The organism is Rhodococcus sp. NPDC047139 (assembly GCF_040643435.1).
In the GTDB taxonomy this organism is placed as follows: Bacteria; Actinomycetota; Actinomycetes; order Mycobacteriales; family Mycobacteriaceae; genus Rhodococcus.
In genome coordinates, this window is record NZ_JBEYUH010000020.1 from 1 (window position 1) to 26089 (window position 26089).

5 protein-coding genes and 1 pseudogene are annotated in these 26089 nt (G+C 69.2%); 4 read left to right on the forward strand and 2 right to left on the reverse strand.

Translation table 11 applies throughout. The features are described from left to right. Together ABZ789_RS20185 and ABZ789_RS20190 are read left to right on the forward strand one after the other, a co-directional pair. The coding region (locus ABZ789_RS20185) for an IS1634 family transposase (RefSeq protein ID WP_358427576.1) at positions 1-1388 on the forward strand (1388 nt) is incomplete at its 5' end. A 461-nt stretch (positions 1389-1849) separates the two neighbouring features. Then, positions 1850-2856 (forward strand): annotated as a pseudogene (locus tag ABZ789_RS20190) (IS481 family transposase). A gap of 129 nt (positions 2857-2985) precedes the next feature. Here ABZ789_RS20190 and ABZ789_RS20195 read toward each other — a convergent pair. Next, positions 2986-4815 (reverse strand): DUF4012 domain-containing protein, encoded by a 1830-nt coding sequence (locus ABZ789_RS20195; RefSeq protein WP_358427579.1) that lies wholly within the window; start codon positions 4813-4815, stop codon positions 2986-2988. A 208-nt stretch (positions 4816-5023) separates the two neighbouring features. On the opposite strand from ABZ789_RS20195, the gene ABZ789_RS20200 reads away from it, so the two are divergent. After that, a complete protein-coding gene (locus tag ABZ789_RS20200) occupies positions 5024-23845 on the forward strand; it encodes an amino acid adenylation domain-containing protein (RefSeq protein ID WP_358427582.1) in 18822 nt (6273 codons plus the stop codon). Further along, on the forward strand, positions 23845-25500 hold the full coding sequence (locus ABZ789_RS20205; RefSeq protein WP_358427585.1) for a polysaccharide biosynthesis tyrosine autokinase: 1656 nt from the start codon (positions 23845-23847) through the stop codon (positions 25498-25500). Before ABZ789_RS20200 ends, ABZ789_RS20205 begins: the two co-directional genes overlap by 1 nt. Here the strand turns inward: ABZ789_RS20205 and ABZ789_RS20210 are convergent. Further along, a complete protein-coding gene (locus tag ABZ789_RS20210; protein ID WP_358427588.1) occupies positions 25471-25986 on the reverse strand; it encodes a protein tyrosine phosphatase in 516 nt (171 codons plus the stop codon). The genes ABZ789_RS20205 and ABZ789_RS20210 overlap by 30 nt on opposite strands. Between the last annotated feature and the right edge of the window lie 103 nt (positions 25987-26089).

Here is a 26089-nt window from a genome sequence, read left to right on the forward strand (position 1 = left end):
ACCTCGACCTCGGCACCACCAGCTCTGCACCGACGATCACCGGGAAACGGTCTCGGTGGTTGATCGAGGGCATTGCTGCTGCGTGGCGACGTCTCGGCTTCGATGTCGTCGACAACGAGGCGTTCTTCCAGCTCGTGGCAGCCCGGCTCGTCGAGCCGACGTCGGTTGCGGATGCGGGCAGAGTGCTGCGGGAGATCGGGATCGCCCCAGCCCACCGCAACACCTTCGTGCGGGCCCTGCAGCGATGCACCGCCCACGGCTACCGCGACGACATCGCCCAGCGGTGTTTCGAGTATGCCGCCACCGCGGGGGATCTGAACCTGCTGTTGTACGACGTCACGACCTTGTATTTCGAAGCGGAGAAGGAAGACGAGCTCCGTAAGGTCGGCTACTCCAAGGAGCGGCGGGTGGACCCGCAGATCGTCGTCGGTCTGCTCGTCGACCGCACCGGATTCCCGTTGGAGATCGGATGTTTCGAAGGGAACCACGCCGAGACCCGCACCATCGTGCCCATCGTGCGCCAGTTCCAGGACCGCCACAATATCGACGGGGTGGAGATGGTCATCGCCGCCGACGCCGGCATGTTGTCGGCGACGAACCTGAAGGATCTCGACGCCGCCGGACTGAAGTTCATCGTCGGATCGCGGGTGACGAAGGCGCCGGCGGATCTGGCCAGTCATTTCCACTGGAACGGCGACGTATTCACCGACGGGCAGATCATCGACACCGTCACCCCACGGCACGCCAAAACCGTGGTCAACGACCTCACCCGTCGCAGCGAGCCGGTGTGGGAGCCGACCGACACGACGGCGTGGCGGGCGATCTGGGCGTACTCGACCAAGCGTGCCGTCCGCGACAACCAGACGCTGAACGCGCAGGAAGCCCGGGCCCGGGAGGTCGTCGACGGCACCCGTGCTGCTAGAGCACCGCGATTCGTCACGAGCACCACGAAGGGCAAGTCCCTCGACACCGATGCTCTGGCCCGGGCGCGTTCCCTGATCGGGCTGAAAGGCTACGTGACGAACCTGCCTGTCTCGCTGATGAATCCACAGGAGGTGATGGCGAAGTATCACGATCTGTGGCATGTCGAGCAGTCGTTTCGGATGTCGAAGACCGACCTGCGGGCCCGGCCGATCTTCAGCCACACCCGCGATGCGATCGAGGCACACCTGACCATCGTGTTCGCCGCCTTGGCGATCTCACGCTACCTGCAGGACGCGACCGGGATGTCGATCCGGAAGATCGTGCGGACCCTGCGTCCCCTGCAGGAAGTCACCATCACCATCGCCGGCCACGAGCACACCGCCTTCGATCCGCTCACCGACGACGCCGTGCACATCCTCAACTCCCTCGGCATCGCGAATCCCCGGTCCGGGTTGGCACACTAATCTGGTGCAACTCGGGTGGAAGTTACCCCGATTATGAGGTGCGATCTGATATTTGGCTACTGGGTGTAGATATTCAGGATGCAAGTACCACCAACTGGACGGTCCATCTCGCTCGTGAATGAGCGTGGACGAGTCCTAGGTGACCTTGAGGTCCACGTGCGTCTGGCAAGGATCCTCACCTCGGCGTTGCTGATTCGTCCTACGACGGTCGAGTAGCGCTGCGAAACCGGCGGGGGTCGTGTAGATGCCGTCTGCTCGGCAGGATCACACATGGCTTCGGGCGCTGAACGCGTTCCCGCGTCGATGCCCGCCGACGGTGGACTATGACCGTCGCCCGCTAGTTGTTGCGGGTCATGAGGTTGTAGGCACCGGAACGAGGGGTTGAAGAAGGCGGACGGGTCTTCCGGCGGCAGGATGGGAAGTACCACCAACTCATCCGCCACAACCGAAAGAACCCGTCCGTGGTCCACCGTAACGCCCCGCTGTCCGTCGAAGGTCGCCGCCGTCTCGTGCAGCGCTGTCAGACCCGTCCGCTCTCCCACGTCGCTGCCGAGATGGGGATCTCCCGCGCCTGCGCGAGCAAGTGGATGGCCCGTTACCGCGAACACGGCGAGCTCGGCCTGCTCGATCGTCCCAGCGTGCCGCACCACCAGCCCACCGCCACTCCGGTCGAGACCGTGGCGCGGATCGAGACGCTGCGCCGGACCCACATGTGGTCCGCTGCCCGGATCGCGCACGAGCTAGCCGCCGACGGCATCACCATCTCGGCGCGCACCGTCAGTCGGCACCTCGCTCACCTCGGCCTGAATCGGCGGAAGTTCCTCGACCCCAGCGGTGAAACCAACCGTCAGCCGCGTCGGATCATCGCCCGCTGGCCCGGGCACATGGTGCACGTCGACATCAAGAAAGTCGGGCGCATACCCGACGGTGGTGGCTGGCGGGTCCACGGTCGGGGTAGCGACCAGGCCAAGCAGGTCGAGCGCGTCAAAACAGTCGGTGCCCGGGCGGGCTACGTCTATCTGCACTCAGCGGTCGACGGGTTCTCCCGTCTGGCCTATACCGAGGCACTGGCGGACGAGAAAGCCGCCACGGCAATCGGGTTCATGCACCGGGCGAGAGTGTTCTTCGCTGCACACGGAATCACGCACATCCATCGCGTCGTCACCGACAACGGCTCGTGTTACCGGGCGAAGGACTTCGCGAAGGTGCTGCACGGTGGCCGGCATCAGCGGATCACCCCGTACACGCCCAGGCACAACGGCAAGGTGGAGCGCTACAACCGGATCCTTGCCGAGGAGTTCCTCTACGCCCGCGTCTGGACCAGCGAGCGCCAACGCGCCGAGGCCCGGCCCTACAGGTGTGGAATGTGCACTACAACTACCATCGTCCGCATACTGCCGTCGGACACCAGCCGCCCGCGAGCAAACTCCGGGCCGGAGTCACCAACGTCATGTCCTCATACAGCTAGTCTGCGCACTCTATCGTTGTAAGACCATCTCCTTAGCTTGACGCGGACTGTATTGGTTTAGTCCGGCGAAGATTTCGCGCACATTTGCTCACGCACGCAACCTCAAGGCTTGGAGGGTATGCCGTCTCGTCAGCAGATCGGTACGTCCGCCGTCACCGTCGGCCGGTCCATGAGCGGCTGAACCGGTACGCGTGCGGTGCCGGCGGCGGCAGGCTCTTCGAGCTCGTAGACAACCTCGACCGTTTCGCCCCGAGGTATCGGAGCCTGCACGTTGAACATAGGGTGACTGCGCTCGATTCCGGTGTAGCCAAAGGCGGTGGTGCCGTTAACGGTCACCTTCCTCAACTTGGCGCCTTGCGTCGCAAGCAGTCCCACGTCAGTGAGGTTCGTTCCTACGGGAGCGCCGACAGGATTGTCGAACATTCCCGCGACGTAGTCCGTGTAATTTCCGGGTGGAAGGCCGTTGGTCAGCCTCACGGTCACCTTCGCGTCGCGGGTGTCTCCGTCACACGATCCTGCGGTGTACTCGATCTCGCGCTCCAAGTAGTAATCCAGCTTGTTCCCCCCTAGGTTGTTGATCACCACGTGGGCATAGGGGGCGGGGTCGTCGGGCACGACGTGACCGAGAGGCGTAGTTGCGAGGACGTCTTGCTCCTGCGGGACCGAACTCCACACCGCAAGGCGGCCTTCACCTGCTGCGCGACCCATCGCTTCGAGAAGGGCTTGCGGCCGGGAAATGCTCCCCGTCAACTTCTGCACAACGGTTCGTGCGATTGTTTCGAGGTACCGCTTACGCGCAGCTTGGTCGTCGCCGAACCGAGCGTAAGCAGTGGATTGGGTCAATTCCACGACATTCTCCGCCGTGATCTTCTCACCGCCCGCGAGGGTGACGTCTCCAACGACATCGAGGACGTAGCTGAGCGCGACGGGGTCGGTTGCGATTGCGCCGTCCACCCGCTCACCGGTTTCCTGCTGCCACATCGACTGCCAGATCTGGCCGGCGTAGGGAAAGTGCGGACTGACGTTGCTGTTACGGAAGTCCTGCGTGGGCCGGCTGTGCCCGTAGGCCCGCTGGAAATCGGGCCCGAGGTCGATCGGGTCGTAGTCGAACCGGAATTCCCGATTACTCGTCACGTCGTCGACGGAGATGGCGCCGTTGTTTGCCCGGATGACGGTGAACCCACCGAGTAGCCCACCCGTGCCTCGGGCCTCGGCGTTCGTCTGGAAACCGACGAAGTAACTACGCGGCCCGTCGGCCCCCAGCATCGCCGGCGCGATCTGCGCCGCGAGCGACGTATTATTCAGCAGGCCAGACAATTCGGACACTTGGCTCTGCAGGTCGGTTCTCGCGTCGTCGATCAACCCGAGCCACGTACCGTCGACGTTCTGCGCCTGCTCGTCGAGCTCGGTGATCGCCGCCGACGTGGTCTCTAGTACGGGTGCGGCCTCCCGAAGGGCGGCAAGGTTGATGCGTGCGCCGTCCAGAATCAATTGATCGGGAGATACGGCGCTACCCGCGTCTACCGCAGGCAGCAGAACTTGCTGTGTGAGACCGCTCACAATCGTGGTCATTTGGCGGGTGGAATCGAATGGGCTTCCCAAGAGTGGGACGGCGCCGGCCACACGCCACGGCACCGAGTCGACCGAACTCTGGGCATCCTGGGCGTAGCGGTCGGCATCGCCCGCCGAAGTCCGGGCCTGCTCCGTATCGCCCGACAGCAGTGCATCTTTCGCCTGCATCGCGAAATCCTGGGCCTTTTCGAGGTTCGACTTGGCCTGCAAGCCTTCGTATCCCAGCCAGCCGACGAATCCGACGACGACGAGTGCGCCTACGCCGCATCCGATCTGGACACGACGGCGCTTCGCGCGCTGAGCTGCGATCTCCTCGTCGGACAATCGTCTGCGTACCTTGCGTCGACGCCGTTCGGGCGAATTTGACTCACCGGTAACATCGTTCACGCGGCCTGTGCCCCCTTCGTGGTTTCCGTTCGAGACGATAACCCGATTCGATCGTCCCGACCGTTCGAGTGGTGGGTAACGGTGACTATAAGTAAGCTTCTGCACGGTGATCGTGACCGCGGAGTTGGGAGGCTCTGCCCACGATCTCATGACGGGGAGGAATCAAGCACTTCCGCGTCTTATTTGTGTCGGGTGAGGCGAGGGGAGCGTGGTGCATCTTTTTCCGCTGTCCCCTAGTCAGCGGGGGCTCTGGTATGCGCAGTTGCTGCATCCGGACGTGCCTTTCACCACCGCGCAGTACGTAGAGCTCATCGGAGAGCTCGATGTAGAGCTTCTACGTGCTGCGTGTGTACGGGCTGCGCGCGAGGTCGAATCAGGTTTCTTGTTCTTCACCGACATCGACGGCCTGCCCCACCAGTACGTGGACGTCGAATTCGACGACGAGGTGCCCTACATCGATTTCCGGTCCGAAGCAGACCCGGAGCGAGCGGCGTCGGAATGGATGACCGAGCGATATACGAGTCCGCTTGATTTGCTCCGGGATCGGCTCATCGCCACCACCGTGCTGCGCGTCGCCGACGACCGTTACTTCCTGTCGAGCTACGTCCACCACATCGCACTCGACGGCCAGGGCGCGGTCAACATGCTCAATCGCGCTGCCGAGCTGTATTCGGCGTGTGTGTCCGGAACGGATGCGCCGCCGCTGAAAGCGCTGCCCGTCGCCGGCATCCTCGACGTGGAGGCGGCGTATGTCGGCTCGAAGCGCCAGGACACAGACCGTCAGCACTGGCTCGAACGGCTGGCCGACCTGCCCGAACCCGTGTCGTTCGTCGACCACGAAGCGCCCCTCGGGGTGCCGGCGCGGCGAGCGAACTCCGAACTCGACCTTGAAACGGCTGCAGCGGTCTCGGCGCTCGCACACGATGCGAACTCCACCGACGTGCCGATCGTGCTCGCGGCCTTCGGTGCGTTCCTCGCGAGGACCACCGGTGTGGTCGATGTGGTCCTCAGCGTGCCGGTCTCGGCCCGCACCACCGCGGCGCTGCGCCGGTCGGCGGGTGTGCTCGCCAATGTCGTGCCCTTGCGCCTGTGTGTGGATCCGGCGGCAACACCGGCCGGCCTCATCCGCGATGTGCAGGTGGAACTGAGTAGCACCCTGCGTCACCAGCGGTATCGCTACGAAGACATGCTCGCCGATCTCCGTAGCCTCGGCCGCTCCCGCGACGAGGCGGCGAGCCCGTTCGGCCCCACCGTCAACCTGATGATGTTCCACCCCGAGATTTCGTTCGGTGAGGTGACGGGGGAGTACCACCACCAGTCGAGTGGCCCCATCGACGATCTCGCCGTCAACGTCTATCCCAGCGTGGCCGGCCGCACGATGCGCGTCGATTTCGAGGCCAACCCCAATCTCTACAGTGACGAGTACCTTTCGTCGCTGCACCGCCGCTTCCTCGAATTCTTGAAGCGGTTCGTACAGAACGCCGATGTAGCGGTGGGAGATCTCCCGCTCAGCGAAGCGGCAGAACTCGACGGACTGGCTCCCGCTCGTGGACGCACCGCACCCGAACCGGAGTTGCTGCCCGACCTCCTCACCCGCCACGGCGCGAGCGATTCGGTCGCGGTCGTCGACGGTGCGGCCGGCCTCACCTATCGCGAGCTCGATGCGCGCTCCGACGCGCTCGCTCATGAGTTGGTTGCAGCCGGTGCCCGGCCGGAAGAGCGTGTCGCGGTGCTGCTGCCGCGCTCGATCGACTCGGTGATCGCACTGTGGGCAGTCGCCAAGACAGGCGCCGCCTACACCCCGCTCGACCCCGAAATTCCGGCCCGCCGCCTCGGCCACGTGCTCCGCGACGTGAGTATCGCCGTCGCCCACGACCATCCGACGTTGCCTCAGCACGTCACCCGCATCGCGCCGACCACTGCCGAGACCGCCGGCGAAACGTTCAAGGCCCAGCACCGCTTGCGTCCGCTGCACGTCGACAACACGGCTTGGGTGATCCACACCTCCGGCTCCACAGGGACCCCGAAGGCAGTCGCCGTGGGTCACCGCGGTGTGTCGGCACTCGTGTCGACGCTGCGTGATCGCTACCGCGCCGACGAACGGTCGCGCGTACTGCACCTCGCCGCACCGTCCTTCGACGCGTCGCTGCAGGAACTGCTCCTCGCCTTCGACTCTGGCGCCACCCTGGTGATCTGCCCGCCCGACGCCGTCGGCGGACCGGCGCTAGCGAACCTGCTGCGCAGCGAGGCCGTCACCCACGCGATCACGGCACCGGCGATCCTTGCGGTCACCCCCGACGACGGTCTGCCCGACCTGCAGGTACTCGACGCCGGCGGCGAAGCGCTGCCGCAGGCCGTGGCCGATCGCTGGTCCACCGGCCGCACCATGCTCAACGCCTACGGGCCCACCGAGACGACGATCCTCGCAACGCTCAGCGACCCGCTGCGGCCCGGCTCGGGCGTGCCCATCGGGCGGCCGATCGACGGCACGAGCGCCGTCGTTCTCGACGCCCGCCTGCATCCTGTGCCCAGCGGCGTGGTGGGCGAGCTGTATATCGGGGGTCCGGGTGTGGCGCGCGGCTACCTCGGCGCACCGGCACTCACCGCCGAACGATTCGTCGCCTCACCCTTCGGTGGGCGCATGTACCGCACGGGCGATCGCGCGCGTTGGACCACCGACGGGCAACTCGAATTCCTCGGCCGTGCCGACCAGCAGGTGAAGATCCGCGGTTACCGCATCGAACTCGGCGAGATCGAATCTGCGCTTGTCGCTTTCGAGCATGTGAAGGCCGCGGCCGTCACCGTGCACGGTGAGCACCTCGCCGCCTACGTGGTGGGTGACGTCGACCCGGCCGACCTCACGATCCGGCTCGCGGACGAACTGCCCACCTACCTGCGCCCGTCGTCGATCACGGTCATCGACGAGCTTCCGCTGACTCCGGGCGGCAAGGTCGACCGGCGTGCGCTGCCCGCACCCGAACGTGCGGTGGCCGCCGGATCGCGGCCACCGAGCGGACCCACCGAGAAGACCGTCGCGGAGCTGTTCGCCGAGCTCACCGGCATCGACGACATCGGCGCCGACGACGACTTCTTCGCACTCGGAGGTCACTCGCTCGGCGCCGCCCAACTCGCGGCGCGCCTCGGTGCGGCACTCGGCCGCGACGTGCAGCTACGAGACGTCTTCGCTCACCCCACCGTGGCGGGGCTCGCGGCCGCTGCGGCGACACGACCGGAATCGGAATCGCGGCCCGTCGCCACCCCCGGCACTGGACCGTCGCCGCTCGCCCCCGCCCAGCGGCGACTGTTCCTGCTCGCACGCGCTCACGGCGACCCGGCCGCCTACCACCTGCCGTTCGCGCTGCACCTCGACGGCATCCTCGACCTGCCGGCGCTGCAGGCTGCGATGGTGGACGTCCTCGACCGGCACGACACGCTGCGCACGCTGTTCCGTCTCACCGACGACGGCCCCGTGCAGGATGTGCTGCCGCTCGACCGTGCCGCCGCCGATCTGGCACTCGAACCCGAAACCGCCGACGGCGACATCGAATCGCTCATAGCCGAGTGGGCTGCCGAGCCGTTCGATCTCACCGTGCAGATCCCATTCCGGATCCGGCTACTGCGACTGGCGGACGACAAGCATGTGCTCGCCGTCGTCGCCCACCACATCGCGCTCGACGGCGCGTCGTTCGTGCCGCTCACCGCCGACGTCGCCACCGCCTATCTCGCCCGCACCGCGGGGGAGGCCCCCGCGTGGGCGCCGCTGCCGCTGAACTACCGGCATTACGCGCGCTGGCACCTCGACCGGCTCGGCGACCCCGCTGCGGCCGGCTCGCGCGCCGGCCGCGAGATCGAGTACTGGACACGCACTCTCGACGGGCTCGCCGACGCAGCCCCGCTGCCCACCGATCGTCCCCGCAACGGAGGTTTCGGCCCCGCCGCAGCCGTGGACTTCACGGTGCCGGCCGAGCAGGTCGAGGCGCTGCGTACCGTCGCCGCAGCACACGACGCCACCACCTTCATGGCAGTGCACGCCGCCGTCGCGGTGTGGCTGGCCGGATGGACGTCCGGGCACGACATCGCCATCGGCACCGGAACGGCAGGTCGCGACCACCCCGACCTCGACGCGCTCGTGGGCATGTTCGTCGGCACCGTCACCCTGCGCGTGGACGTGGACCCGGCCCGGCCGTTCACCTCGCTGCTCACGCAGGCCCGCGAGACCGACCTCGACGCTTTCGCGCATGCCGCCGTGCCGTTCGACTACGTCGTCGACGCCCTCGGATTCACGCCCTTCCAGGTGATGCTCGCCTACGACAACGTGGACGTGCCCGATCTCGAACTGCCCGGACTCACCGTGCGGCCTCGAGAGATCGCCTCGGCACAGGCGCGATTCGACCTCGAGATCTCGCTACGCGAACTGCGCGACGGATCGCTCACCGGCCGTCTCGTCTACGACACGAAACTGTTCGACGGCGAGACCGTCGCCCGCTGGGTGACGCGCCTGAGCGGCGTGCTCGAGCAGGTCGCGCAGCATCCGTCGTTGCCCGTCGGCGATCTCGACCTCGGCACCCCGCCCGTCGAAGCCGCCGAAGCCGGACCCGAAGCGACCTTCGCCGAGATCATCGAACGGTCGCCGGCGTGCGTAACTGAATCCGGTGGGGAGCCTGTCGAGATCCGCACGGCAGCACGACCGCTCGCGTGGACTCTCATCGAGCTCGGCATCGGGACGGAAGATCGTGTGGCCGTGGTGCTGTCGCGGTCGGCGCGTTCGGTGCTCGCCGCCGCTGCCGTCGCCCTGAGTGGTGCGGCATTCGTGCCCGTCGACCCCAATCAGCCCCCCGCGCGTATCGCCCGGTTGCTCGTCGCGTCCGGTGCGCGGTACGCGATCGTCGACTCCGAGGTGCCGCTGCCCGACGGGGTCGAGCCGATCGCGTTCACCGCCGAGGGCGAGATGCGGCCGATCGCCGATACCGATCGCGTGCGGCCGCTGCACCTCGACAACACCGCCTATGTCGTCTACACCTCCGGCTCCACCGGAGCACCCAAGGGGGTCGTGGTCTCGCACCGCGGACTCGGCCCGCTCGCACAGTCGTTCGCCGAACGCTTCGACCTGCCAGGCTCGTCCGGCACCGTCACCGACGCGCGGGTGCTGCACTTCGCGGCTCCCGCCTTCGACGGCGCGGTGCTCGAATACGTGCTCGCGCTGACTTCCGGGGGCACTCTGGTGGTTGCGCCCGCCGACCTGTTCGGTGGCGCCGACCTGGTGGAACTGCTTCGCGCCGAGGGCATCACCCACTGGTTCTCGACCCCATCGGTGCCCACCCAGCTCGATCCGGCCGGGCTCGAGGACCTGCGCACGGTCGCGATCGGCGGCGAGGCGTGGCCCGTCGACACCGCCGAACGCTGGGCACCCGGCCGCACCCTGCTCAATGTTTACGGACCCACCGAGACGACGGTGCTCGCCACGTCGAGCCGGCCCTTCGCACCGGGCGACCGCCTCACCATCGGAACGGGTCTCGTGGGCGTCACCGCGGTGGTGCTCAGCGAGCGGCTGCGGCCTGTGCCCGAGGGTGTGACGGGCGAGTTGTATCTCGGTGGGCAGGGCGTGGCCCGCGGCTATCTCGACGCTCCCGCCCTCACCGCAGACCGGTTCGTCGCGAACCCGTTCGGGCACGGGCGGTTGTATCGCACCGGTGATCTCGTCCGGTGGACAGGACGCGGCGACGGGCAGACCCTCGAGTTCGTCGGCCGCAGCGACCACCAGGTCAAGATCCGCGGTTTCCGCATCGAACTCGGCGAGATCGACGCGACCCTGCAGGCCCACCCGGAGATCGGGACCGCGGTGACCGTGGTGCACGGCGACACGCTCGCCACCTACGTGCACAGCCGCGACAGCCGTATCGACCCGCGCGAGATCCGCGAGTGGGCCGCGCAGCGCCTGCCGCGGCACATGGTGCCCGCCACCGTCACCGTGCTCGACGCGCTGCCGCTCACCAGCACCGGCAAGATCGACCGCGCCGCGCTGCCCGAACCGGAGGTCGCCGCGACCGGCACCGACGGATATCGCAGCACCACCGAAGAACTCGTCGCCGGTATCGTCGCCGACCTGCTGGGCCTTCCGGGAGCGTCCGGCTCCGACGACTTCTTCGCCGTCGGCGGCAACTCGTTGCTCGCGACCCAGCTCGCGGCGCGCCTGCGCAGTCTCGCCGGTCGCCCGGTGGGCGTGCGCGACATCTTCGAGCATCCCACCGTCACCGAACTCGCACGCCTGCTCACCGCGGAGTCCACCGGCGAGCACCTGCCCCTCGTCCACGTCGACGACGATCATGCCGATGCGCCGCTCGCGCCCGCGCAACAGCGCATGTGGTTGCTCAACCGGTTCGACGTGGCCGATCGTGTCGACGGTGGCGACCACATCGCCTTCACCGTCGACCTCGACGCCGACACCGACCTCGACGCTGTTCGCGCGGCCGCAGCGACCGTGCTCGCGCGCCACGAGTCGCTGCGCACGGTGTTCCCCGACAGCCCGTCCGGCCCGCGCCAGCAGGTACTGCCGACCGTGACACTCGATCTCGAGCCGGTGGAAGCCGTCGCCGATCGCGATGCGCAACTGGCCGAATTGGCGCGTGCTCGTTTCGATCTCACGGTCGACCCGCCGATACGCACCCGCCTGTTCCGGGCGGAATCGGGTTATCTGCTCGTAGTGGTGATCAATCACATCGCAGCCGACGGCCTGTCGCTGCTGCCGCTCGGACGCGATGCCGTCGCCGCCTACCGTGCCCACCGCGACGGGCAGCCCCTCGAACTGCCGGCACCGGCGGTCACCTACCGCGATTACGCGCGCTGGCATCGTGCCGTGCTCGGCGACGAGAACGACCCCGAGAGCCTGGCGGCTCGCCAGCTCGCCTACTGGAAGCGGACGCTCGCCGACGCGCCGCCGCTGCTCGCGCTGCCGACCGACCGTCCCCGGACCGGGGTGAGGGTGGGCAGTGCGGGTCGTGCGGAGTTTGCGATCCCCGCCGAAATGCACGCCGCCATCGATAAACTCGCCCGCGCCCACGACGTCACGCCGTTCATGGTGATGCACGCTGCGCTCGCGACCTTGCTGTCGGCGCTCGCCGCCACCGAGGACGTCACCATCGGCACGCCGGTCTCCGGGCGCAGCGATGCCGCTGTCGATGATCTGGTGGGCATGTTCGTCGGAACCGTGCCGCTGCGATTGCGGGTGCATCCGCGCCGCACCTTCGCCGACCTGCTCACCGAAACGCGACGCTCCGATCTCGATGCCTTCGCCCACGCCGACGTGCCGTTCGATCGCATCGTCGATGCGGTGGGGGCCGGAGCCGGTGCACACCACCCGCTGTTTCAGGTGATCCTGGCGTACGAGTCGTTCTCCCTCGACGAGTTCACGCTTCCCGGCAGTTCCACGACGATCCGTGAGATCCCCGTGGACACCGCACGCGTGGACCTCGAGGTCACCGTTCGCGAACGCCGTTCCGAGACCGGTACACCCGCCGGTTTGGAGACGGTCATTAGGTATGCAGACGAAATTTTGGAATCGCACACGATTGCGCAGTGGCACTCGTGGTTCGAGCGTATTCTCGATGCCGTTACCGTCGACCCGGGTCTCCCGATCGGCGGTATCGAGTTGTGCGGCGCCGGCTCCACCCCCGCCGGCGCCGCACAACGCCTTCCGGCCGAGTCGCTGCCCGAGCTGGTCGCGCAGCGCGTGGCCGACGATCCCGCAGCAGTCGCCGTGGTGGGGGACGGGTACTCCCTCAGCTACGGAGCGCTGTGGTCGCGCTCGGGCGCACTCGCCAAGATCCTTCGCGAACGCGGCCTCACAGCCGACGAAGTCGTGGCGGTCGCGCTACCGCGCACACCCGAACTCGTCGTCGCGATCCTCGCCGTCTCCCGCGCCGGCGGCATCTACCTGCCCGTCGACGTCACGCACCCCGCCGCGCGCCTGCAAGCCCTGTTCGACGACGCGCAGCCCACGCTCGTCGTCACCGCCGGAACCGATCTCGCCGATGTGCAGGTGCCCACGGTGCGCCTCGACGATCCGGATGTCGCCGACCGCCTCGACGACGGTGCGCTCTTCGACCTGTCGCTCGTCCCGGACCTCGGCGCCTATCTCGTCTACACCTCCGGTTCCACCGGCACCCCCAAGGGTGTGCTGGTGTCGCACCGCAACGTGCTGTCGCTGCTCGCCGCGACCGTCGACGAGTTCGGCTTGTGTGCCGACGACGTGTGGACACTGTTCCACTCGCCGGCCTTCGACTTCTCCGTGTGGGAGATGTGGGCGCCGCTGAGCACCGGTGCCCGTCTCGTCGTGGTCGACCACCTCACCGTGCGTGACCCGGCCGTCTTCGTCGACGTACTCCGCAGCCACCGGGTCACGGTGCTCAACCAGACGCCCACGGCCTTCTACCAACTCGCCACCACCGGCCATGCGCCGCTCGACGATCTGCGGCTGCTGATCTTCGGCGGCGAAGCCCTCGACCACGAGCGCGTGCGTCCGTGGGTGCAGAACCATCCGCACGTGCGGACGGTGAACATGTACGGCATCACCGAGACCACCGTGCACGTCACTCTCGGCGACGCCACCGCCCCCGGCATCGGTGCGTCGCTGCCCGGTCTCGCCGTGGACGTACTCGACTCGTCGCTGCGACCCGCACTGCCCGGCGCGACCGGCGAACTGTACGTGCGCGGAGACCAACTCGCGCGCGGCTATCGCGGACGCCCCGGCCAGACCGCGACGCAGTTCGTCGCCGCACCCGGTGGCGGTCGCCGCTACCGCACCGGCGATCTCGGCCGGCGTGACACCGGTGGGGCGCTGCACTATCTCGGCCGCGCCGACCAGCAGATCGAACTGCGCGGCTACCGCATCGAACCCGGCGAGATCGAAGCGGCCCTGCTGCGCAGCGAGGGCGTGCGCCAGGCCGCCGTGCTGCTGCGCGACGACCGGCTCGTGGCCTATCTCGTCGGCGGCGACGCCACCGCTGCGCTCCGCGACCTGCGGCGCAGCCTGCCCGACTATCTCGTGCCGTCCGCAGCAGTGGTGCTCGACGCGCTGCCGATCACGCCCAACGGCAAGCTCGACCGTGCCGCACTGCCCGTCCCCGACATCACCGCCGGTGGGGGCGCCGCACCACACGGACCCGTGGAAGAACTCGTCGCGGACGTGTGCGCCGAACTGCTCGGCATCGCTCCCGGCACCCTCGGCGCCGACGACGACTTCTTCCACCTCGGCGGCAACTCGCTGCTCGCCACGCGTCTCGCCGGGCGGCTGTCGGACGTGCTCGACACCGACGTCACCGTCCGTGACATCTTCGAGAACCGCACCATCGCAGCACTTTCCGACTTCATCGGCGAGAACGGCCGAGCGCCTCGTCGCCGTGTGCCTCTCGTCGCCGACCCCGACGCACCCGCACCGCTGTCGGCGGCGCAGCAGCGCCTGTGGTTCGTCAACCGCTTCGATCCGGATTCCCCGAGCTACAACCTGCCGTTCGAGGTGCACCTCGACGGGACCCTGGACGTCGATGCGCTCGCCACCGCCGTCGGCGACGTACTCGAACGCCACCGCACGCTGCGCACCGTCTACCCCGGCGCCGACGAGCAGACCGTGCTGCCCGCGGTGCGTCCCGATCTCGACCCCGTCGCCGTGCCCGCAGATGCCCTCGACGGCTTCGTCCGCGACTACGCGACCACCGGCTTCGATCTCACAGTCGAACCACCCGTCCGCATGCGGCTGTACCGGACGGCACCCGACCGGCACGTGCTGCTCGTCGTACTGCACCACATCGCTGCCGACGGCTGGTCGCTCACGCCGCTGCTGCGCGACATCGCCGACGCTTACGAAGCGCGGCTCACCGGAACGGAACCCGACCTGCCGCTGCTTCCCGTGCAGTACAGCGACTTTGCGCGATGGCAGCGCAGCGTCGCGGACGACCAGATCCCGTACTGGCTGGGCGAACTCGCCGGCCTGCCCGACGAGGTGACCCTGCCCGGCGACCGGCCGCGACCCGCACAGCCCACCGGACACGCCGCCGCCCACACGCTCACACTGGACGCCGATCTCGTCCGGGGTCTGCACACGCTGGCCCGTGACGGCCGCGCCACGGTGTTCATGGTGCTGCACGCCGCGCTCGCCGCGCTGCTCGCGCGGCACGGTGCCGGCCGCGACATCGCCATCGGCACCGCTGTATCCGGTCGCGGCGACCCGCAACTCGACGACGTCGTCGGCATGTTCGCCGGCACCCTCGTGCTGCGCACCGATGTCGACCCCGACGCCACCTTCGCCGAACTGCTCGCGCAGGTGCACCGACGCGACCTCGCGGCCTACACCAACCCCGACGCGCCGTTCGAGACGCTCGTCGAGAAGTTGCAGCCCGCACGCAGCGAAGCGCGGCACCCGCTGTTCCAAGTCGCGCTCTCGCAGGCACGGCCGGTCTCGTCGACGTTCGCGCTGCCCGGTCTCTGTGTGACCGCCCAGCCCGTCGACACCGAACACGTCAACGTCGACGTGCAGGTCACCGTCACCGAGAAGCAGGACGGGATCGACCTCGAATTCTTCTACAGCACCGATCTGTACGAGGCCGAGACCGTGGCCACCTACGCCGAGCGGTTGCGCACCATCCTGAGCGCGGCCGTCGCCGATTCGGAAGTGCGGGTGAGCGAGATCGCGTTCCTCGACGACACCGCCGTTCCCGCGGTCGGTGCCACGCCCGGTTCGCCGCGGTCGCTGCGCCGATGGCTGGCGCAGGGGGCTCTCGCAGGAGGCGACGGACTCGCGATCGTCGACGCCGACCGCGAACTGTCGTATCCCGAACTCCTGCACCACGCCGACGCGCTCGCCGCGCGACTCCAGCACGCCGGGGTGCGTCCGGGCGACGCCGTGGCGTGCGCCTACCCGCGCTCGCTCGAATCGGTGCTCGCCGTGTGGGGCATCATCCGCGCCGGGGCCGCACCGATGCTCGTCGACCCCACCGCACCCACGACGCGACTGGCCGACATCCTCGCCGACGTGCGTGTGGGCGTCGGGGAAGCGCACACGCTTCCGCAGAGCGTGCGCTGGCTCGAGGTGACCTCCGACGTCGAGGAAACGCTCGCCGACGCCGACGATCCGGCACTCGACGCGCCCGCCTATTTCGTCTTCACCTCCGGCACCACCGGAAACCCCAAGGCCGTCACCGTCACCCAGCGCGCCGCGAGTGCCTTCGCCGACGACATCGAGGACTACCTCACGGCCTTCCCCGGCGACCGCGTACTGCACGTCGCAGCACCGTCGTTCGACGCCGCGATCCTCGAGATACTCACCGCCGGTATCGCCGGTGCAACGCTCGTGGTGGCCGACTCGGAGAGCTACGGCGGCGACGCGCTCGGCGACCTGCTCGCCGGTGCCGCCATCACCCATGCGGTGATGACCCCCTCGCGCCTCGCGACCGTTCCGGTGCGCGAACTGCCCGACCTGCGTGTGCTCATGCTCGGCGGCGACCGGCTCACCCCGGAAATCGTGGAGCGCTGGGGTGCAGGCCGCAGCCTCGTCAACGGATACGGCCCGGCCGAGGCGACGACCTTCGCCACGGTGTCGTGGGCGCTGCGCCCCGGTGACGACGTCGTCATCGGCACCCCAGGTCGCGGTGTGACCGTGGAGATCCTCGACGAACGGTTGCGGCCCGTGCCCGCCGGTGTGGTCGGCGAACTGTATGTCTCGGGACCGCGGCTGGCATCCGGTTACCGCGGGGCGGCAGGCCGGACGGCGGCCCGGTTCGTTGCCGGGCCCGACGGCGTGCGCCGCTACCGCACCGGTGATCTGGCCCGATGGATCCGCGCGCGTGCCGGACAGCCCGAGCTACCGGCAACCGGCCCGGGTGGCGGAGTGGCTCTCGAATTCGCGGGGCGCAGCGACAATCAGATCAAGCTGCGCGGCGTGCGCATCGAACCCGGCGAGATCGACACCGCGCTCACCGCGCTCGACGGCGTCGACCGAGCGGTGACCCTCCTGCGCGGCGGCCGGCTCGTCTCCTACGTCACGGGCGAGAACATCTACGGATGGGATCTGCGCGCGCAGCTGCGCACCACGCTGCCCGCCTATCTCGTGCCCGCCTCGGTCGTGCCGGTCGATACGATTCCGCTCACCGCCCACGGCAAGGTCGACGTCGCCGCGCTGCCCTACCCCGACACGGGCGAAGGCAGCGCACCGCGCACGGAGACCGAAGCACTCGTCGCGCGCATCGTCGGCGACGTCCTCGGCGACGGCACCGCAGTGGGACGCACCGACGACTTCTTCGCCATCGGCGGCAACTCGCTACTTGCCACCGTTCTCGTCGGCCGGCTGCGCGACGAGACCGGTACCGCTGTGCCGCTGCGTACGGTCTTCGCGAACCCCACGGTCGACGCCCTCGCCGCCGCCCTGGACGCGGGTGATTTCGACACCGACGCCGGACCCGTCGCGGTGTCGCCGCGACCCGAGCGGATCCCGCTCAGCCGCGCGCAGCGCAGGCTGTGGGGACTGAGTTCGATTGCTCCCGAGGCATACCGGTTGCGCAGCGAGGTGAGCCTGCGTGGACCACTCGATCTCGGCGCACTGCAGGCCGCACTCGGCGACGTCGCGCTGCGGCACGAGATCCTGCGCACCGACTACGTCGTCGCCGGCGATGGGGTGTACCAGCAGGTCCACGAGACACCGCGCAGCGACCGGTGGCACGTGCGACTCGAACGCACCGGCCCCGACCAGCACGTGCTGCACCTCGACGTCGACCATTCGATCGCCGACGGCACGTCGCTGCGGCCGCTGCTGCGCGACCTCACCCTCGCCTATCTCGCCCGCACCGAAGACACAGCCCCGCAGTGGGAGCCGCTGCCGCTGCAGTACGCCGACTACGCGCTGTGGGAGGCCGAACGCGGCATCGCCGAGGGCGACATCGAGCATTGGCGACGTGCCCTCGACGGCATGACCGTCACCGAACTGCCCGCCGACGCACCCGGCACCGAAACCGGCGCGCGCAGCGTGGACTTCACGATCGGATCCGAAGTACGCAGTGCCCTCGGCGAACTCGCCCGCGCGCACGGAGCCACCGAGTTCATGGTGCTGCACGCCGCGCTGTCGGTGCTGCTCGCGCGGCTCGGTGGCAGCGACGACATCGCCGTCGCAGCCGTGGTCGGCGGACGCCGATGGGCACAACTCGAAAACCTCGTCGGCCCGTTCCTCGACACCCTCGTGCTGCGGGCCCGCGTCACCCCCGACATGACGTTCACCGGCCTGCTCGGCCAGGTCCGCGACTTCGACGTCGCCGCCTTCGATCACGTGGCCGTCCCGTACGAACAGTTGCTGTCGGAGCAACACAGCGCTGCACCGCAGGTCGCGCTGGCGCTGCAGGACTTCGGCATCGAGCCGATCACCCTCGGAGAACTCACCGTCGAGGCACGCGAAGTTCTCGACGACACACCGAAGTTCGGCCTGCAGTTCACCCTCTCGCCGCGCCCCGAGGGCTACCTCGGAACGCTCGTCTTCGACGCCGCCCGATTCTCCGGTCGCAGCGCTGAACTACTCGCGACCCGCTTCACCGAACTGCTCGGCGCCCTTTCGAGCGCACCGGAGAGTGTCGTCGGTGAGGTCGCCCTCGACACCCCGGCTCCCGCGCTCGAGGGTGCGAGCCCGGCCCCGGCACGCACCCTCCCAGAGATGCTGCGCGCCACCGCTGCTGTCCACCCCGACCGCGAAGCCCTGTGCGGTGACGGCGAATCGCTCACCTACCGCGAACTCGACGAGCAGTCCGACGAACTCGCCGACCGGTTGCGAGCCGACGGCGCGCGCGACGGCAGAATCGTGCACATCGATGCGCCGCGCAGCGTCGACTACATCTGCACCCTGTGGGCCATCACCAAAACCGGTGCGGCGTTCACGCATTCGCGGAACGCGGGGGAGACCTGCCTGCCGGGCACCGCATATGTCGTGTCCACCTCCGGGTCCACCGGCGCGCCGAAGCGGGTCGCGGTGACGCACCGCGGGCTCGCCCCGCTCGCCGACGAAGTGGCGAAGCGCTACCAGGTCGGCCCCGGAGATCGTGTGCTGCACGGTTATTCGCCCGAGTTCGACGCGGCTCTGCTCGAACTGCTGCTCGCTCACACCACCGGGGCCACCCTCGTCGTCGCACCCCCGGAGGTGTACGCGGGGCAGGATCTGCACCGCTACCTCGCCGAACAGCGCATCACCCACTACCTCTCGACGCCGACCGTGCTCGGCACCCTCGACCCCGAGGGCCTGCCCGACCTGAAGATCGTCGCATCCGGCGGCGAAACACTGCCACCGGCGCTCGCGGCGCGCTGGGCGGCCGGTCGCGTGATGCTCGACGCCTACGGCCCGACCGAGGCCACGATCGTCGCAACCCTCGCCGACATCGAGCCCGGTACGCAGCCCGGTATCGGGCGGCCCGTGCCCGGCACCACCGCCCACGTACTCGACGCGCTCCTGCGCCCCTTGCCGGCCGGTGCGGTGGGCGAATTGTACCTCGCGGGTGACGGACTCGCCGCCGGTTATCTCGACGACCCCGTTCGCACCGCAGAGCGGTTCGTCGCCGCCCCGGGCGGGGCACGCATGTACCGCACGGGCGACCGCGTCCACCGCCGCGTGGACGACAGCCTCGGCTATCTCGGCCGCACCGACCGCCAGCTCAAGGTGCGCGGCGTGCGCATCGAACCCGGCGAACTCGAAGCCGCACTGCTCGCCCAGCCCGGAGTCCGGCAGGCCGTGGTGGTCGCGGTCGCCGGCACACTCGTCGCGTTCGCCGCAGGCACGGACCTGTCGGCCCATGAGCTCACCGCCCGACTGGCACTCGTCGTGCCCCCGCACCGGATGCCCACCCGCATGCACGTGCTCGACCGGCTGCCCCTCACACCCAACGGCAAACTCGATGTCGCAGCCCTCGAACTGCACGACGCGGTCGCGCTCGACGACGACACCGCACTCGACCGGCCGCTGACCGACACCGAGGATCTCGTCGTCACCGTCGCCGAGGACGTGCTCGGCACCCGCCCCGCCGCGCACCGGGGCTTCTTCTCCGCCGGCGGCGACTCGCTGTCCGCGGTCGTCTTCGCCGCACGCCTGAGCGACGCGTTCGGCACCGACGTGCCGGTGCGCGAGGTGCTGGCCGCCCCCACCCTCGCCACACTCGCCGCCCGCATCGAAACCGGCGACGAGCAACGCGTCGCGCTGCGGCACTACGACGACGACGCACCGGCGCCGATCGCACCCGCCCAGCGCCGCCTCGGGATCGTCGCGCGCGCCGAGGCGGCCACCGCCGGTTATCTCGTGCCGGTCGTGCTGTCACTGACCGGCGACCTCGACGTCGACGCACTCGCCGCCGCCGTGGGCGACGTCGTGGACAGGCACCGTGTGCTGCGCACCGCCTTCACCGGCGACCTGCAGGTGCCCGTCGACCCGCCGATGCTCGAGCACTCCGCCCCCGCCGACATCGCCGCGGCCGTGACCGCGACCCTCACGGCGCCCTTCGACATCACCACGCAGGCGCCGCTACGGATCAGGCTGTTCGACGTCGAACCCGGCCGCTGGGTGCTCGCCGCCGCCGTCCACCACATCGCGTTCGACGGAGCATCCGTCGGCCCGCTGCTGGCCGATCTCGCCACCGCCTACAGTGCACGTCGCAGCAACGAGGCTCCCGTCTTCGAACCCCTGCCCGTCACCTACGGCGACTACGCGCGCTGGCAGCACGAGATGCTCGGCGACGCCGCCGACCCCGGCTCGCTCGCCGCCCGCCAACTCGACTACTGGGCAACCACACTCGAGTCGCTGCCGGACGGTCCGCTGCCGCTGCCCACCGACCGGCCGCGCCCCGCGCAACCGACTCACCGGGGCGCGCAGACCGTCTCGCGTCTCGACGCCGGCACCTACCGTCGCCTGCGCGACGTCGCACGCCACCACGACGTCACGGTGTTCATGCTGGTCCACGCCGTGCTCGCCGCCCTGCTCGCGCGTCGCAGCGGACGCACCGACATCACCGTCGGCACCGCGATCGCGGGTCGCACCGACGCGCGCCTCGATCGGCTCGTCGGCATGTTCGTCGGCACCGTCGTGCTGCGCACTCCCGTCGACCCCCACCGCCCGTTCGCCGATCTGCTGCGCGACGTGCGCACCGCCGATCTCGAGGCCCTCGCCCACGCCGATGTGCCGTTCGACGAGGTCGTCGCCCGCGTCGCGCCGCGTCGCGACCCGTCGTACAGCCCGCTGTTCCAGGTGCTGATCACGCACCGCGTCGAGGCCGGCGAGTCGCTGCCGCAACTGCCGGACGTGCAGGTCGCCGAGACCGACGCCGGTGAACCGGCCGCGCAGTTCGATCTCGTCCTCGAAGTCGTCGAACGGCAGCCCGGACTGGATCTGCGTCTGGTCTATGCGACGGACCTGTTCGATCACACCACCGGCGACGCGATGCTCACCGACCTCGTCGCGATGCTCGCCGCCGCCATCACCGAACCCGAGTGCGCCGTCGGCGATCTCGCCGTGCCGGTCGCCGCGCCGCTGTCGGCTCCGGCCGTCGAGCCGCGCACCCTGCCGGAGATCCTCGCCGATACCGTCGAGCGGCATCGCGGTCGCATCGCGGTGCGCTCCGAAGGCGTCGCCTGGACCTACGGCGGACTCGACGCGCGCGCCGACGAGGTCGCCACCGTGCTCGCCGCTCACGGGGTCCGGCGCGGAGACCTCGTCGCCGTCGCGGTGCCCCGCAGCGAATACTGGCCACTGGCCGTCTGGGCGATCACGAAACTCGGTGCGGCGTGGGTGTCGGTCGACCTCACCCAGCCCGACGCGCGCAGTGCAGCAATCCTCACCGGCTCCGGCGCCCGGATCGGGCTGACCGTCGGTTCGCGCGCGCTCGGACACCTGACGTGGATCGACCTCACCGCCGACCGCACTGTCGACTTCGACGCCGTCGAACCACCGCGACCCGCAGTGACATCCGACGATCTCGCCTACACGATCTACACGTCCGGAACCACGGGCACCCCGAAGGGCGTCGAGGTCACCCATCGCGGGCTGGCCACACTGCTCGACCTGCAGAGCGAACGGCTCGGTCTCGGGCCGCAGTCGCGGGTACTGCAGGTGGCCTCGCACACCTTCGACGCCGCGGTGTTCGAACTGCTCTGCGCGCACGCGCACGGCGGTGCCCTCGTGATCGCGCCCGACCACACCTTCGCCGGAGAACCGCTGCGCGAACTGATCGTCGGCGAGGGCGTCACGCACCTGAACATCACGCCCACCGTGCTCGGGACGCTCGACCCCGACGCGCTCGCACCGACGACGATCGTCGCGGCGGGGGAGAGCCTGCCGGCCGCGCTGGTGCGCCGCTGGTCGCGGCACCGGATCTTCAACGGCTACGGCCCGACCGAGTTCACCGTCGCCCTTTCGTGCGCGGGCCCGCTGAACGGCGACGGGAAGCCGGGCATCGGCGTCCCGGTCGCAGGGGCCACCGCGTACGTGCTGGACTCACGCCTGCATCCCGTTCCGCGCGGCACCGTCGGCGAACTCTACGTGACGGGCGACAGCGCTGCGCGGGGTTACCGATACGAATCCGGTCTCACAGCAACGAGTTTCGTGGCGAACCCGTTCGGTGACGGTGGGTCGCGCCTGTACCGCACGGGAGACATGGTTCGGATCCTGCCCAACGGGGAACTGGATCACGTGGCCCGCGTCGACGATCAGGTGAAGATCCACGGCATCCGCATCGAACCCGCCGAGGTCGACGCCGCCCTCCTGGCCCGACCGGGCGTCGCCGCCTCCGTCACCGTGCCGCATACCGGACGCGCCGGGAACACCGTGCTCGTCTCCTACATCCGGGCCGAGACCGGCACCGCACCCGACGTCGCGGCCCTGCGCCGCGCACTCGCCGCCGACCTGCCGCGGCACCTGCGACCGGCGAGCATCACGGTCGTCGACGCACTGCCGCTCCTGCCCTCCGGCAAGATCGACCGCCTGTCGCTGCCTGCCCCCGACGAGACGGCCGACGAACCGTACGCGGCACCGGAAGGACACATCGCGCAGACCGTCGCCGCGGTGTTCGCCCGCCACCTCGGCCTGCCTGTCGACGAAATCTCCGCCGACCGTAGCTTCTTCGACCTCGGTGGCAGTTCCATCGGCGCGGTCACCGTGGCGAGCGACCTGCGCGAGGCCCTCGGCACCGACGTCCCCGTCGAATGGTTGTTCACCAGCCCCGACCTGTCCGCACTCGCCGACCGCATCGCACACGGCCGCCGCGACGACGAGCGCGACCCGCTCGGCAGCATCGTCGAAATCGGTGGTCGCGGCGACGAGCGGCCCCCGCTGTTCTGCGTGCATCCCCTCAGCGGACTCGCCTGGATGTACTCCGGGCTGGCCGCGCATCTCGAGGGCCGCACCCTCTACGGCCTGCAGGCGACGGGCTTCGACGACCTTCCCGAAAGCATCGGCGATTTCGCCGCGCGGTATGTCGACGAGATCCGTAAGGTGAAGCCCGATGGTCCCTACCACCTGCTGGGCTGGTCGGTGGGCGGCACGATCGCACACGAAATGGCCGCGCAGCTGCGCGAACTCGGCGAGCAGGTCGGTGCGGTAGTGCTGCTCGACACGCTCACCCCCGAGACCTTGCCCACCGGCCCGCATTCCGCCGCGGAGCACGAACCCGACATCGCCGGGCTGCCCGAAGAACTCGTCGCCGACATCCGGCGCCGCAGCGACGCCGCCGCCGAAGCCGTCGAAGCCGCGGTGCGCACGCACACTCTCCGTGAATACGACGGCGATATCGATCTGGTGGTCGCGGCCCCCGATCTCGACCGGCATCCCGATCTCGCCGCCACCTGGCAGCGGTACGTGCGAGGTCGCGTCGTCGAACATCCGGTGCCGTTCACGCACTCGGAACTGGCCGATCCGGACGCGATACGTGCGATCGGCCCCGTACTCGACCGCCTGCTGACCCGACACGACCCCCACACCGCGCCCGCCGGGTGCGCACGCAGTGTTACCGCAACGAGGGAGACGCCCTGATGGAAGTACATGATTACCTGCGGATTCTGCAGGCGAGGTGGAAGATCGTCGCCGTCACGACTGTGGTGGCGGTGCTTGCCGCACTAGGCGCCTCCCTGTTGACCACCCCCCAATACGAGGCCAAGACGCGGCTGTTCGTGTCCACTTCCTCGGGCGCGTCGGTGCAGGAGGTCTACCAGGGCAACCTGTTCTCGCAGCAGCGTGTCACCTCCTACACCGAACTGCTCGAAGGCACCACCCTCGCGCAGCGCACCCTCGACAAGCTCGGAATGGACGACACGTCGGCGGTCGAGCTGGCCGCCAAGGTGACCGCCTCGTCCACCCCCGACACGGTGCTCATCGACACCGCCGTCACCGACGAATCCCCCGAACGCGCCCGCGACCTCGCGAACGCCCTGTCGGACGAATTCGTCGTCATGGCGCGTGAACTGGAGACCCCCGAGGACGGCGGTCCGCCCACCGCGCGCGTGGTGGTCGAGCAGTACGCGGCCACGCCGTCGGCGCCGGTGACGCCGAAGACCACACGGAACGTCGCGCTGGGGTTGGCGGTCGGTGTGCTGCTCGGCATCGCTCTCGCCGTCCTGCGCGACCGCCTCGACAACACCGTCAAGGACCGTGCCGCGATCGAGGAGATCGCGGGCACCGGCGTGGTGGGTGTGATCCCGCTCGAGAAGGCGCGGCAGGAGGATCCGGCGATCGTGTTCGCAGAAGCCAACAGTGGCGACGCCGAGGCCTACCGCGAGCTGCGGACCAATCTGCAGTTCCTCGAGGTGGACAACCCGCCACGAGCGATCGTCATCACCAGCTCGCTGCCCAGCGAGGGCAAGACCACCACGGCCGTCAACACCGCACTCGTGCTCGCCGAGGCCGGACACTCGGTGGTACTCGTCGAAGCCGACCTGCGCCGCCCGCGCGTGTCGAAGTATCTCGGCTCGATCGGCGAGGCCGGTCTCTCGACGGTGCTCGCGAACCAGGCCACGCTCGAGGACGTGCTCCAGCCGACCCGATTCGACGGCATGTGGGTGCTGGCTGCAGGCGGGCTGCCGCCCAACCCGTCCGAGCTGCTCGGCTCCACGCACGCGCGGGAGGTCCTCGACGACCTGAGGTCGCGCTTCGACTACGTCATCATCGACGCGCCGCCGCTGCTGCCCGTCACCGACGCGGCGATCCTGACGAACATCGCCGACGGCGCGCTGCTCATCGCGCGCTACGGCAAGACCACCCGCGAGCAGTTCGCGCGGGCCGTCGGCAACCTGCGTGCGGTCAATGCGCCTGTGCTGGGCACGATCCTCGCGATGACCCCCACCAAGGGTCGTGGCACCGCCTACGAGTACCGGTACTACTACAGCTCCGACAAGGACGGCGGTACTCCCGCCGCGTCGCCCGCCGCGCCGCAGATCACCACGCCCGCGACGCAGCGCGTCGACCGGCCGGCCCAGCCTGTGCCTGCTCACCATGCGTCCCCGGCACCCGTCGAGGGACCGGCACGGCCGCAGAACGGTCACCGGCGCGAGGAAAAGCCGGCCCATTCGGCGCCGCAACCGGTCTCCTACGGTCGCGCGGACGCCTACCAAGCGCCGCAGGCGTACTCCGTGGTGCACACGCCGCGGCGCTCGGTGAGCGATTCACTCCCGCAGACGGGCGAGGAGAGGTAGCAGCAGGTCGGCGATCTCGGATCCGACTGCGACGAATGTCTCCTCGTCGCGGCCGATCGGGTCGACGATGTCCTCCGGCCCGGGCGCAGATAGCTGTGCCCGGGCCGTCGCCAATTCTGCGACGCTCCGAGCCCCACTGATGTCCTGCACCCGGGCGGCCTCGCGCAGCGTGAACGTCACGCGCATCCGGCGCGGGGCGAGCTGCATGACCTTGGCCCGCTGCCGCTCGCTCATGGTGATGACGAGGTCGGAGTCCTCCGCGAGCTGCGGGGTGATCCGGCGCGCGGCGAATCCGTCCGGGTCGCCTCCGAGTTGCTGCAGGACGAGTGCGGCCGTTGGTTCCATGCCGTAACCGACCATCGCCCGGGTGCCGGCGCTGTGCGCGAAGAGATCGTCGCGGCCGGCCTCTTCGGCATACGCGGAGGTCAGCCTTTCTGCGGTCGGTGATCGGCAGATGTTTCCGGTGCACACGTAGAGAATCCGCATTGCGTGATCCTATGGGAGACGCTCCCGGGGTGCTCGGCGCGCTCACCGATCACGCACTCCCGGACGAATCGAACGCCCTCCCGGTCTGTCGGAAGGGTTCTGT

What these genes read in the sequence shown, in the direction of transcription:
- ABZ789_RS20205 (WP_358427585.1), top strand. Translation starts at nt 23,845, where the DNA reads ATGGAAGTACATGATTACCTGCGGATTCTGCAGGCGAGGTGGAAGATC.
- ABZ789_RS20210 (WP_358427588.1), bottom strand. Translation starts at nt 25,986, where the DNA reads ATGCGGATTCTCTACGTGTGCACCGGAAACATCTGCCGATCACCGACC.